Genomic DNA, 11,452 nt, shown 5'->3' on the forward strand with positions numbered 1-11,452 from the left:
AAATCCTGCAAGGTTCCCCCATCACCCTTTGGCCGTCGGAGACACGGCGACAACACCCAGAAATTCCACCGAAAGCACCTCTCGGCCCTGCCACCACAACTCCCAACCACCACCGCCCCTCTCCCTCTCCCTCTTCTCTCTTCCACTGCCCCCCTCTTCTTCTCCCCCCACTCCCCAAACCACCCTCATTCCCTCCACCCCTTGCCATTCCAACAAAAAAACGCAAAATTCCTCTTGACGAAAACGCTTAACGATAATAGTTCCTATTTGTGTAAGGAGGGTGCCGATATGGAAGCAAAGAGTCCCAAGAGGATGACGAAGCAACGGCGAATCATCCTGGAGGAGCTCCGCAAGCTCACGAGTCATCCAACTGCTGATGAGTTGTATGAAATTGTGCGGGAGCGGCTCCCAAGGGTGAGTCTTGGAACTGTTTACCGCAACTTGGAGGTCCTCTCCGAGAGCGGAGAGATACTGAAGCTGGAATCGGCCGGAAGCCAGAAGCGCTTTGACGGCAATCCTATGGATCACCACCATGTGCGGTGCATGGGATGTGGCCGTGTGGGCGATGTTGAGGTGCTGGGCGACGCAACGCTCCCCGCCCTTGAAAATTTCCGGTGCGAAGGGTTTTCCATTACGCGGGGCACGCTTGAATTTACGGGCCTGTGCGACGCGTGCAAGGAGAAGCTGGACGAAGAGGGCGCCATGCCCGAAGCCGCAACACAGACCAGACAGTAGTCTCCCCCTCTTGACGAAGAAGACTTCTGACATATCCTCTACAATAGCGAACTGTTAAACATACTCGAACGGAGAATTCGACATGAAATCCATCAAGGGTACGCAGACTGAAAAGAACATTCTCACTGCTTTTGCCGGCGAATCTCAGGCACGCAACCGCTACACCTACTGGGCCAGCGTTGCCAAGAAGGAAGGCTACGTCCAGATTTCCGCCATCTTCACCGAGACCGCTGATCAGGAAAAGGAACACGCCAAGCGCCTGTTCAAGCTCCTTGAGGGCGGCGAGGTCGAGATTGGTGCGGCGTTCCCGGCTGGCACCATCGGTTCCACCCTTGAGAACCTGAAGGCCGCTGCCGCTGGCGAGCAGGAAGAGCACGAGCACATGTACCCCTCCTTCGCCAAGGTCGCCCGCGAGGAAGGCTTTGACGAAATCGCCGCCATTTTCGAGGCCATTGCCAAGGCCGAGCAGTTCCACGACGAGCGCTACCGCGACCTCGCCGCGAACATCGAAAACGGCACCGTATTCAAGAAGCGCGATACCATCGTGTGGCGCTGCCGCAACTGTGGTTACATCCACGAGGGCACCGAAGCTGTGAAGCTGTGTCCCGCCTGCGCGCACCCTCAGGCGCACTTCGAAGTGCTGACCAAGAACTGGTAGCCCCTGAGTGGTCGCGCCCAGCCGCGATATGAAAAAGACAGCCCCCGGCGCATGCGCCGGGGGCTGTTGTTTTGTGAGGGTGGTGCCGCTTGGCGCGGACTAGATGTCTGGCGCGGACGACCGGGCCGGGGACTTTTCCACCAGGTCGCACAGAAGCAGGGCCGCGGTCAGGTCGCTGGCGTTGTCCTGCGTCATGGACGTCATGATGTATTCTTTGAGGGCGTGGCAGGTCTCCACCAGCAGCTGGCTTTTGGCGGCCTCGAAGTGGTAGGCCACATCCAGCAGACAGAGCAGGTGATACTGCCATTCCTCGTTGTCCTTCACGTGGTAGCGCAAAATCTCGCGAATTTTCAAAACGGCGAAGACCACGCTTTCCAGCTGTGAATAGTTCCGTGCGAATATCTGCCCGTCGTTGATGACGGGCGGTGGGTACGGTGTGAGCGGTGGTGATGCGACCGCCGCCTTGCGCGCCCTGAAGGCGTCAAGGGATACGACCTGCGGCATGCTCGGCCTCCATCTGTTGCAAATTCACGTGGGCCAGAGACGTCCAAAAGCGTCTCCGCTACACCTCTTTTCGGCGGCGGGGGCCAAAACATTAGGCCCCACCGTCAATTTCCCGCCTTGCTGCAACTGTGAGCCATGGGCAAAGGCCCTGCGCGGTATGCACAGGCGCGGCGCTGCGGGACCTTCCACGGTCTGGACTGCTTTTTGCTTTTGCCCTTGGAGCGCATCCCGCGCGAGCGAAACCCGTCGCCGATGGCGGCACAGGAGCAGGGCAGCCATGAAATACGACTTCGGATTTGGCGAAAAAGGTGCGGCACTTCGGACGAACACCGCAGAGCAGACCATGCGTGTAGCCTTTCTTGAGGATATGCGCGAAGGCGGCATTTGCGACAGAATGATTCGTGAATACGGCGAACTGGCATCGGCCATGAGCCAGATGCTGGGAATGCTGAATGAAAAGGGCTTTGAAGACGGCCTGCGCGGTGCGGACCGCGAGCGCTACCAGCGCATCATGGCGCGGATGACCTCCTCCGCCACCCGAGCGCGCGGCGTCATTGATGAATCGTCCGAACTGGAGATGGAATCCCATCTCGTCCTGAGTGGCACCGAAAGCACAATGATGAATTAACCGCCGTCTGCGGCCTCCGTGTGGGGCTGTGGCGGTGTTTTGACGCAGAGACAGGCACAGGGCCGATTCCGCGAGGGATCGGCCCTGTGCCTGTTTTTGATGGATGGGGTGCGCGGTGGACTATTCGCCTGCGGCGGTGAGGGCAATGTCCGCCAAGGCGTTGACGCAAGCCGCCGCAAGGGGTGAGCCGCCTTTGCGGCCCGCAATGGTAATGAAAGGAACGTCCGTGCGCTGGGCCAGTAGGGCTTTGGATTCCGCCGCGTTGACGAAGCCGACGGGCATGCCCACCACAAGGGCGGGGCGGATGGCGCCGGCGTCAATGTGCTCCATAAGGCGGAGCAGGGCGGTAGGCGCGTTGCCGATGACGAAAATGGCGGGCTGGAGGCGGTCCACGGCGGTATCCACGGCCATGCGGGCACGGGTGTGGCCGGTGGCCTTGGCCTGCGCCATAACGTCCGGATCATTCATGAGGCAGGTGACGGTGCACCCAAGGGGCGTCATGCGCCGCATGGGGATGCCCATGCGCGCCATTTCGGTATCTGTGACAATGGCGCAGCCCGAAGACAGGGCGGCGACGCCGGAACGCACGGCGCCGGGAGAAAAGCGCACAAGGTCCAGCATTTCAAAGTCCGCGCTGGTATGAATGAGGCGGCGGACAACGTTCCACCTGTGGCCGGTAAAGGGGCGCGGCTCGGGAACTTCCGCGTCGATGATGGCCATGGACGAGGACTCTATGCCGTGCGGCGAAAAGGCGGAGTGGAGTTTTGGGGTGTCGCTCATGCGGACTGCTCCGTAAGTTTGGCAAGCTGGAAGCGCAGGGTCTCGGCGTCCATATGGTTGCCGAGGTTCTGGTGGCAGACCATGCGCAGATGCAGGGCCTGCGGCGTTTCGGAAAAGGGTTCGGCCAGCGCGAGGGCCTTTTCAAAGTCGCCGCAGTTCATGAGGCTAACGGCAAGGGCAAGGCTGATGCGCTCGTGGCCGGGGTTGCCGGTCAGCCCAAGGGCGAGAACACGGATGGACTCGGGGTATTCCCGGCGTTTTTGCAGCATCATGCCAAGGCCAAGGGCCGCTGTGGCGTCAGGATGGTAGGCGAGGGCGCGGCGGAACAGCTTCTCCGCGATGTCTGGCGAGTCCAGCACGTGCAGATTGGATGCGTAGTCGCCGTGGGCGAAGGTCATGCCAAGGCGCGCGAGGAAGTCCGCGTGCAAGGGGGCAAATTCGGGGTCGTCCACGAGTTCGATGGCGTCCACGAACTCCGGCAGCCACGAATAGTAGGTTTCCCGCAGGCGCGTGCCGTAGGCCTCAACCGTGGCAAGGTCCAGCGTGTCGTCCATCTCAAAGTATTTGATGTCCTCAACCGGGGCGTTCCAGACGTCGTCGGTGGCGCCGGTCTTTTCCTTGTACATCTCATAGAGCTTTGTTCCCGGAAAGATGGACAGGATAAAGAAATGCACAATAAGGGGGCGGATGTCGCGGATGAGGTCAAGGGACGCGGTAATGGTCTCTTCGGTCTCGCCGGGACTGCCGTAGATGAAATAGGCGCGGGCAAGGATGCCGTAACGCGTGGTGAGGTCAAAGGCGCGCCGTATATCTTCTGTGCGGACGTTTTTGTTCAGAAACTCGCGGATGTCCTCGCTGCCGGATTCCACGCCGTAGCTGATTTGAATGCAGCCCGCCCGGCGCATCCACGAGAGGATGTCCTCGTCCACGCGGTCCACACGCGAGATGGCCGCCCATTCGATGTTCAGCCCCCGGCGCAGGATTTCCTGACACACGGCGATGACGCGTTTTTTGTCCATGGTGAACGTGTCGTCGGAAACATAAAAGAATGTTTCGCCGCGCTGTGTGAGCAGTTCCAGTTCATCCACGAAATGTTCTGGGCTGCGGAAGCGGACTTTGCCTCCCCACAGGGCGGGGGAACCGCAAAAAGTGCAGCGCCCCGGGCATCCGCGCGAAAGGGCAACGTGCTGGTACGAGAAGTGCCGTGCAGGAATGGGCAGGGCGTCCAGGTCGCGGATGCGTTCGCGCTGCGGGGTGTGGATGACGTTTCCGGCCTTGTCGCGTCGTGCAAGCCCGTGTATGTGGGAGAAGTCTGTTTCAGTATTGGCAAGGGCTTGGGCGAGCTCCAGCATGGTGTATTCGCCTTCGCCAATGACGCAGCAGTCCACATTGTCCGATGAGGTAAGGAAAAAGTCCGAAAGAGTCGTGGAGCCGACACCTCCGAAAACATTTATAACTTTGGGGTTCACCTGTTTGGCGATTTCGGCTATTTCAAGCGCGCCGAACCTGTTGGCCTGAAGCACGGAAAAACCGATGAGATCGGGCTTCTTTGCTTCCAGCTCGGCGCGGATGTCATCACCGCAGCCGACTTTGTCGTGCCAGTTGCAGACCTCCACATCAAAGCCGTGCTCCTTGAGCATGGCGGCGATCCAGTAGACCCCGATGGGGACGCTGACAACGTCTTCGGTGTGGGTGCGCTCTTCGAGCCAATAGGGATAGATGAGCAGAATGCTGAGTCTGTGAGGCATGGTCGTTGTGTTACGTCCTTGACGGTTGGCATTTGGGCGCGGACCTTCCGCTCCAGCGGGTGTACCCGAAGCAGAGTTCGACTTCCAGGGAAAACCGGGTAGGCTGCCCGAGGGCGGCATACCACGGTCGTGAAAAAATGAACAATAGGTTTGACGAAGTGGCCTAACATTCATTATATGCTGACCAAGTTTCAATCATGAGCGGATGTCTGAATAAGGGGGGCATCCGCCTGTCCGTGCATGGTTGAAATTGATTATCACGTGTTTACAAAATCTGCGGGATATTTCAGTAAAACGCGAAACATCCTGCAGACCAAGCACGCAAATCTCCCTTCTTCCAACAGAGTGTTGTCTTCCATGAAGCTAGCAGAACTGCTTACGACCCGGCGCGACGATATTCTCGAACGGTGGTTCGACCTCATCGTGAAGACCTACCCCGGTCTGAGCTCCATCTTTTTGAAAAAGGACCACCCCTGGGGCAACCCGGTTGGGGTGAACATCAAGACCGCCATCTCTGGCATTTACGACGAACTTCTTCAGGACGAGGCCTCCGACCGCCTCGCTCCGCTTATCGACACCGTGGTCCGCATCCGTGCGGTGCAGGAGTATTCTCCCTCCGAAGCCACGGCCATATTCATGCTTCTCAAACATGTCGTGCGCGAGGCCGCATCGAAAGAGGTTGAGGAATCCGGCGAAGCGCTTTCGCAGGAATGCATCCAAGACCTGTGGGACTTCGAGTCCAATGTGGACACCGTGGTACTCATTGCGTTCGACATTTACACCAAATGCCGCGAAAAACTCTTTGAGCTTCGGCTGAATGACTCAAAGCAGCGTTTTTCTGGTCTCTTGAGGAGAGCCGGCTTGGTTTGTGACTTCTCGGAGTGGGCCGAAAAAAAGGACGATGATGCTCCGGAGTCCGGTGACGGGTAACTGGCACTGCAACTTTAATCGAGGTAGGGGCTTATGAACGCTTTGTATTCACTGTTCACAGTCTTCGCACTCATCCTGATCGCTCTGTTGGGTGCGGGGGCGCTGGGAATGCATACCCTTTTTGGGATCGTCATTCCCTATTTGGCGATCGCTCTGTTCTTTGTGGGCGTCGTCATGAAGGTGATCGGATGGGCCAAATCGCCCGTCCCGTTCCGCATTCCAACAACTGCGGGACAGCAGCTTTCCCATAGCTGGATCAAACATGACAAGTACGACAACCCCGCCACTGGCTGGCAGGTGTTCGTACGCATGGCAATGGAAGTGCTGTTCTTCCGTTCCCTGTTCCGCAATCTGGCTGTGCAGCGCTTTGGAAGCACCGAGGACGGAGTGGACATGAAGGTCCGCTATGCTTCCGCCAAGTGGCTGTGGCTGTTTGCGCTGATTTTCCATTATTCTTTCCTGATTGTCTTTGTGCGGCATTTCCGTCTGTTTACGAACCCCGTTCCCGCCTTCCTTACCGGCATTGAGTGGGTGGACGGATTCCTGCAGATTGGCGCGCCCACGTTGTACATCACGGACGTCACCTTGGTGCTCGGCGTTACGCTGCTCCTGCTGCGCCGTATCCTGCTGCCGCAGGTTCGCTACATCTCCATGGTGAATGATTTCTTCCCGCTGTTCCTCATCATGGCTGTCGCCTGTTCCGGCATCCTGCTGCGCTTCTTTGCCAAGACGGACGTCATGGGCATTAAGGAGATCACCATGGGCCTGTTCAGCTTTGCGCCCCCGGCGCAGCTGCCTGAGGTTGGCGTGGTGTTCTATGTCCATCTCTTCTTGGTCTGTGTGCTGATCGCGTATTTCCCGTTCAGCAAGCTGATGCACATGGGCGGTGTTTTCCTGTGCCCCACCAGGAACCTGGCCAACAACAACAGGGCGAAGCGGCACGTGAATCCCTGGAACGATCCTTCCATCAAGGCGCACAGCTACGCCGCCTACGAGGACGAGTTCCGCGAAAAGATGATCGATGCCGGTCTGCCCGTGGAAAAGACCGTCGAACAGGCCGAAACCGAGGCCCAGTAGCCCAAGGAGATAATGATGGCTTGGAATGTGAAACCAGAAGAACTTTTGCAGTACGACTACAAAGTTCCTTCAAAGAATTGGATGGATGTTCCGCCCGAGTTCCATCCGGGCAACTGGTGTTACCCCGGCAAGCCCGATGTGGTGAACTATCTCAATGACGCCACCAAGGGCCAGTTTCCTCACGCCAGGCAGTGGACCCCCACCGATGAAGACTGGAAGCTGCCCGAGAACTGGCGCGAAATCGTCAAGAACGCTTTCCGTGAGCGTCTCGACAAATACCGCTCCTTTAAGGTCTTCATGGACATCTGTGTGCGTTGCGGCGCCTGCGCCGACAAGTGCCACTTCTACATCGGTGGCGGCGACCCCAAGAACATGCCTGTGCTCCGCGCCGAGCTGCTGCGCTCCATCTACCGCGGCGAGTTTACGCTGGCCGGGAAGATTCTTGGCAAGCTCGCCGGCGCCCGTAAGCTGGAAGAGGACGTCATCAAGGAATGGTTCCTCTACTTCTACCAGTGTACTGAGTGCCGCCGCTGCTCCCTGTTCTGCCCCTACGGCATCGACACAGCGGAAATCACCATGATGGCGCGTGAAATCCTCCATGAGCTGGGCCTGAACATCAACTGGATCCTTGAGCCTGCGGCCAACTCGAACCGCACTGGCAACCATATGGGTATCCAGCCTCATGCCTACTACGACATGATGGAGTTCATGGTTGAAGACATCGAGGACATCACCGGTGTGAAGGTGAACTGCCCCGTGAACGAAAAGGGCCACGAAGTCCTCTTCATCACCCCCTCCGGCGACATCTTCGCCGACCCGGGCACCTACACCTACATGGGTTACCTCATGCTCTTCCATGAGATTGGCCTTGACTACACCTGGTCCACCTACGCTTCGGAAGGCGGCAACTTCGGTCTGTTCACCTCCGATTCCATGATGAAAAAGCTCAACGCCAAAATGTACGCCGAAGCCCAGCGACTGGGCGTGAAGTACATCATCGGCGGTGAGTGCGGCCACATGTGGCGCGTCATCAACCAGTATATGGACACCATGAATGGTCCCTCCGGTCTGGAAACCCCGGTCAGCCCCATCACGGGAACGCGCTTCGAGAACTCCGCGTCTACCGGCATGATCCACATCACCGAGTTCACCTCGGACCTGATCAAGCACGACAAGCTGAACCTGGACCCCAGCCGTAACGACCATCTGCGGGTGACCTTCCATGACTCGTGCAACCCGGCTCGCGCCATGGGTCTGCTCGACGAGCCTCGGGAAATCATCAAGAGCGTGTGTAACAACTTCTATGAGATGCCCGAGGATACCATCCGCGAAAAGACCTTCTGCTGCGCTGGCGGCTCCGGTCTGAACACGGACGAGTTCATGGAGATGCGCATGCGTGGCGGTCTGCCCCGAGGCAACGCCCTGCGCCACGTGCAGGAAAAGCACGACGTGAACATGCTCGCCACCATCTGCGCCATCGACCGTGCGACCCTGCCGCCGCTGGCGAACTACTGGGCACCCGGTGTTGACGTAACCGGTGTGCACGAGCTTGTGGCCAACGCCCTTGTTATGAAGGGTGAAGGAAAGCGTGAGACGGACCTGCGCGGTGAAGACCTGCCCAACGTGGAGTAATGGAGGGTACCTAAATGTATGACGGTGGAAAAATCATAGCCGGAATCATTGTGTTCCTCGGCTTGATGACGTTCCCGTTCTGGTACAACGTGGGCCAGGCGGCGTATGAAACGCCCGAGCTGCAGAAGCCCACGAAGGCCAAGGAATGCATCGAGGATGCACAGTGGATGAAGGCAGAACATATGCATCTGCTCAACGAATGGCGCGATGAAGTCGTTCGTATGAACAATCGTATCTACACCAGCAAGAAGACCGGCAAGCACTTCGAGATGAGCCTGCAGAAAACCTGCATGGATTGTCACTCCTCCAAGGAGAAGTTCTGCGACAAGTGCCATGACGCCGCTGCAGTCAGCCCGTACTGCTGGGACTGCCATATCGCTCCCAAGGAGGGTATGTAGGATGAAAAACACTCGACGCAACTTCCTGAAGGTCGCGGGCATCACGGCGCTTGGTGTGGCCGCTGGTGCAGGTAAGGCTGCTGCCAGCTACCTGCCCCATTACGACCACATGACCCCCAGCCCCGAGGCGCGCACCGCGAAGCGTTGGGGTATGGTCATCGATACCCGCAAGTTCCACTCTGCGGACGACTACAAGCCCCTCATCGAGGCCTGCCACAGCTACCACAACGTTCCTGAGTTCGACGGACCGCAGGAAATCAAGTGGATGTGGCTGGAGAGCTTCCACCACACCTTCCCGCATGCTCACGCTGAGTTCATGTCCGAAGATGTGGAGCACCGCCCCTTCCCGCTGCTGTGCAACCACTGCGAAGAGCCGCCCTGCGTGCGCGTCTGCCCCACGCAGGCGACCTTTAAGCGCGAAGACGGCATCGTGATGATGGACATGCACCGCTGCATCGGCTGTCGTTTCTGCATGGCTGGCTGCCCCTACGGCTCGCGTAGCTTCAACTTCCAGGACCCCCGCAAGGGCCTGAAAAAAGAGAATCCCGAGTACCCCACACGCACCAAGGGTGTGGTGGAAAAATGCGACTTCTGCGTCGAGCGTCTGGCTCAGGGCAAAATGCCCGCCTGCGTCGAAGCAGCAGAAGGCAAGATCCTCTTTGGCGACCTGGAAGACAAGAACTCCGAGGTCAGGCGAGCCCTGGCGGAACACTACACCATCCGCCGCAAACCGGACCTGGGCACGAGCCCCAGCGTCTTCTACATCATCTAAGGTGGTGAGCCATGCTGGAAAAAGCGCTTACTGGAGATAAGAGATACTGGAGCTGGATAGGCTTCCTGCTGGTTCTCATCGCCATAGGCTTTGGCGCCTATGTGGTGCAGTTCCAGGAGGGACTGGCTGTCACGGGCATGAGCCGTGACGTGTCTTGGGCATTCTACATTGCCCAGTTGACCTATCTGGTTGGTGTGGCCGCCTCCGGCGTTATGCTGGTGCTGCCCTATTACCTGCACGATTATAAAAAGTTCGGCAATTTGGTCGTCTTCGGCGAGTTTATGGCTATCGGCGCTATCATCATGTGCCTGCTGTTCGTCATCGTCGACCTTGGCCAGCCCCAGAGGCTGTTCAACCTGCTGATCCACCCCACGCCGAACTCCATCCTGTTCTGGGACGCCATGGTTCTGAATGGATACATGCTCCTGAACATCATCGTGGGCTGGGCCTCCCTTGAAGCCCAGAAAAAAGGCGTCCCCTACGCGAACTGGGTGCGCGCGCTGGCAATCCTTTCGATTCCCTTCGCGTTCTCCATCCATACCGTGACGGCGTTCCTGTACGCCGGTATCCCGGGCCGCCACTTCTGGCTGACCGCTATCATGGCTGCACGCTTCCTGGCCTCCGCGTTCTGCGCTGGTCCGGCCATCATGCTGCTGCTGCTCATGATCGTGGAGAAGGTCGCGGACTTCAAGATCGGCAAAGAAGCCGTGCGCACCCTGGCGAAGATCATCACCTACGCCATGGCTGCCAACGTGTTCTTCTTCATGCTCGAACTGTTCACCGCGTTCTACTCCAACATTCCGGGACACAAGGCGTCCATCGTCTACCTGTTCTCCGGTCTGGAAGGTCACACCGAGATGGTGCCCTACTTCTGGACGGCGGCCGTGTTCGCCATCCTGTCGCTGGTGCTGCTCATCCCGTCCAAGACCCGCAACTGCAAGCCGGTGCTCATCTTCGCCCTCATCATCCTCGTTATCGCAACCTGGATCGACAAGGGCCTCGGCCTCGTCGTGGCTGGTTTCATCCCGAATATGTTCGAGGGTGTTACCCCATACATGCCCACCGGCATCGAGCTGACCATCTCCATGGGCATCTACGCCCTCGGCGCGCTCATCGTGACCGTGCTGTGGAAGATCGCCGTCAGCGTCAAGAAGGAAGCCGCCTCCTAAACGCGCGCTCCGCTTCATGACACCACAAGGCCCGCTCCCCAAAAGGAGCGGGCCTTTTTTGTGGTTCATCTCCCAATTCCGGGGAAGGCTGCTCTGATTTTGAGAAAGAAGTACTCGTCGTCGAGAAAGCCGTAGGCCATCCGTTTGATCACCTTGATCTTGTTGTTGATCCCTTCGAGCAGGCTGGTGTGTAGCGGATATCGGCAGTGTGAGATAATGCCCGTGATGTAAGGTTTGAGGCGCTTAGCGAATTTAATGAGCGGCTCGACTCGGCTTTGTATGGCGCGGCGGTACCAACCTTTCCAAAACCGCTTGGCAGCTTTGGAGTATCGGTAGTCCCAGAGTCGCTTCAAATCCTCCTTGAGGATATAAACCTTCATCAAATTTTTGTTGGCTCGAAGCAGGTCATAGAGCCGGATTC

General features: G+C 58.2%; 13 protein-coding genes. 9 read left to right on the forward strand and 4 right to left on the reverse strand.

The genetic code is table 11. From position 1 onward, the window contains the following. Positions 1-288 precede the first annotated feature (288 nt). Both ACY69P_RS08695 and rbr read left to right on the forward strand, forming a co-directional pair. Positions 289-735: a Fur family transcriptional regulator gene (locus ACY69P_RS08695; protein ID WP_459897847.1), complete on the forward strand. Its 447-nt coding sequence runs from the start codon at positions 289-291 to the stop codon at positions 733-735. An 82-nt stretch (positions 736-817) separates the two neighbouring features. After that, complete coding sequence (rbr, locus tag ACY69P_RS08700) at positions 818-1,393, forward strand: rubrerythrin (RefSeq protein ID WP_459897849.1); 576 nt, start codon at positions 818-820, stop codon at positions 1,391-1,393. Between the two features lie 99 nt (positions 1,394-1,492). Here rbr and ACY69P_RS08705 read toward each other — a convergent pair whose 3' ends face one another. Next, on the reverse strand, positions 1,493-1,897 hold the full coding sequence (locus ACY69P_RS08705) for a hypothetical protein (RefSeq protein WP_404845686.1): 405 nt from the start codon (positions 1,895-1,897) through the stop codon (positions 1,493-1,495). 277 nt (positions 1,898-2,174) lie between these two features. Here ACY69P_RS08705 and ACY69P_RS08710 point away from each other — a divergent pair, with 277 nt between their 5' ends. After that, positions 2,175-2,525, forward strand: coding sequence for a hypothetical protein (locus ACY69P_RS08710; protein ID WP_459897851.1), 351 nt, complete (start codon positions 2,175-2,177; stop codon positions 2,523-2,525). Positions 2,526-2,645: 120 nt separating this feature from the next. Here ACY69P_RS08710 and ACY69P_RS08715 read toward each other — a convergent pair whose 3' ends face one another. Both ACY69P_RS08715 and ACY69P_RS08720 read right to left on the reverse strand, forming a co-directional pair. Next, positions 2,646-3,305 carry a precorrin-8X methylmutase gene (locus ACY69P_RS08715; RefSeq protein ID WP_462327195.1) on the reverse strand — a complete coding sequence of 220 codons (660 nt, stop codon included), beginning with the start codon at positions 3,303-3,305 and terminating at the stop codon, positions 2,646-2,648. Then, complete coding sequence (locus ACY69P_RS08720; protein WP_462327196.1) at positions 3,302-5,053, reverse strand: B12-binding domain-containing radical SAM protein; 1,752 nt, start codon at positions 5,051-5,053, stop codon at positions 3,302-3,304. Before ACY69P_RS08720 ends, ACY69P_RS08715 begins: the two co-directional genes overlap by 4 nt. A gap of 357 nt (positions 5,054-5,410) precedes the next feature. Here ACY69P_RS08720 and ACY69P_RS08725 point away from each other — a divergent pair, with 357 nt between their 5' ends. The 6 genes from ACY69P_RS08725 to dsrP are packed head-to-tail and all read left to right on the forward strand — an operon-like array spanning position 5,411 to position 11,031. Next, positions 5,411-5,983, forward strand: coding sequence for an RsbRD N-terminal domain-containing protein (locus tag ACY69P_RS08725; RefSeq protein ID WP_404845690.1), 573 nt, complete (start codon positions 5,411-5,413; stop codon positions 5,981-5,983). Positions 5,984-6,016: 33 nt separating this feature from the next. Continuing rightward, the gene (gene dsrM, locus ACY69P_RS08730; protein WP_462327197.1) at positions 6,017-7,060 is read left to right on the forward strand and encodes a sulfate reduction electron transfer complex DsrMKJOP subunit DsrM; all 1,044 of its coding nucleotides are present in this window, start codon (positions 6,017-6,019) and stop codon (positions 7,058-7,060) included. 15 nt (positions 7,061-7,075) lie between these two features. Continuing rightward, positions 7,076-8,692: a sulfate reduction electron transfer complex DsrMKJOP subunit DsrK gene (dsrK, locus tag ACY69P_RS08735; RefSeq protein WP_462327199.1), complete on the forward strand. Its 1,617-nt coding sequence runs from the start codon at positions 7,076-7,078 to the stop codon at positions 8,690-8,692. 14 nt (positions 8,693-8,706) lie between these two features. Further along, positions 8,707-9,090 carry a sulfate reduction electron transfer complex DsrMKJOP subunit DsrJ gene (gene dsrJ, locus ACY69P_RS08740; RefSeq protein ID WP_404845692.1) on the forward strand — a complete coding sequence of 128 codons (384 nt, stop codon included), beginning with the start codon at positions 8,707-8,709 and terminating at the stop codon, positions 9,088-9,090. A gap of 1 nt (position 9,091) precedes the next feature. Next, positions 9,092-9,862 (forward strand): sulfate reduction electron transfer complex DsrMKJOP subunit DsrO, encoded by a 771-nt coding sequence (gene dsrO, locus ACY69P_RS08745; RefSeq protein ID WP_459897859.1) that lies wholly within the window; start codon positions 9,092-9,094, stop codon positions 9,860-9,862. Between the two features lie 11 nt (positions 9,863-9,873). Next, positions 9,874-11,031 carry a sulfate reduction electron transfer complex DsrMKJOP subunit DsrP gene (gene dsrP / locus ACY69P_RS08750; protein ID WP_404845694.1) on the forward strand — a complete coding sequence of 386 codons (1,158 nt, stop codon included), beginning with the start codon at positions 9,874-9,876 and terminating at the stop codon, positions 11,029-11,031. Between the two features lie 65 nt (positions 11,032-11,096). Here the strand turns inward: dsrP and ACY69P_RS08755 are convergent. Next, the coding region (locus tag ACY69P_RS08755; RefSeq protein WP_462327198.1) for an ISL3 family transposase at positions 11,097-11,452 on the reverse strand (356 nt) is incomplete at its 5' end.

It is taken from the genome of Desulfobaculum sp. (assembly GCF_054921475.1).

What these genes read in the sequence shown, in the direction of transcription:
- ACY69P_RS08695 (WP_459897847.1), top strand. Translation starts at nt 289, where the DNA reads ATGGAAGCAAAGAGTCCCAAGAGGATGACGAAGCAACGGCGAATCATC.
- rbr (WP_459897849.1), top strand. Translation starts at nt 818, where the DNA reads ATGAAATCCATCAAGGGTACGCAGACTGAAAAGAACATTCTCACTGCT.
- ACY69P_RS08705 (WP_404845686.1), bottom strand. Translation starts at nt 1,897, where the DNA reads ATGCCGCAGGTCGTATCCCTTGACGCCTTCAGGGCGCGCAAGGCGGCG.
- ACY69P_RS08710 (WP_459897851.1), top strand. Translation starts at nt 2,175, where the DNA reads ATGAAATACGACTTCGGATTTGGCGAAAAAGGTGCGGCACTTCGGACG.
- ACY69P_RS08715 (WP_462327195.1), bottom strand. Translation starts at nt 3,305, where the DNA reads ATGAGCGACACCCCAAAACTCCACTCCGCCTTTTCGCCGCACGGCATA.
- ACY69P_RS08720 (WP_462327196.1), bottom strand. Translation starts at nt 5,053, where the DNA reads ATGCCTCACAGACTCAGCATTCTGCTCATCTATCCCTATTGGCTCGAA.
- ACY69P_RS08725 (WP_404845690.1), top strand. Translation starts at nt 5,411, where the DNA reads ATGAAGCTAGCAGAACTGCTTACGACCCGGCGCGACGATATTCTCGAA.
- dsrM (WP_462327197.1), top strand. Translation starts at nt 6,017, where the DNA reads ATGAACGCTTTGTATTCACTGTTCACAGTCTTCGCACTCATCCTGATC.
- dsrK (WP_462327199.1), top strand. Translation starts at nt 7,076, where the DNA reads ATGGCTTGGAATGTGAAACCAGAAGAACTTTTGCAGTACGACTACAAA.
- dsrJ (WP_404845692.1), top strand. Translation starts at nt 8,707, where the DNA reads ATGTATGACGGTGGAAAAATCATAGCCGGAATCATTGTGTTCCTCGGC.
- dsrO (WP_459897859.1), top strand. Translation starts at nt 9,092, where the DNA reads ATGAAAAACACTCGACGCAACTTCCTGAAGGTCGCGGGCATCACGGCG.
- dsrP (WP_404845694.1), top strand. Translation starts at nt 9,874, where the DNA reads ATGCTGGAAAAAGCGCTTACTGGAGATAAGAGATACTGGAGCTGGATA.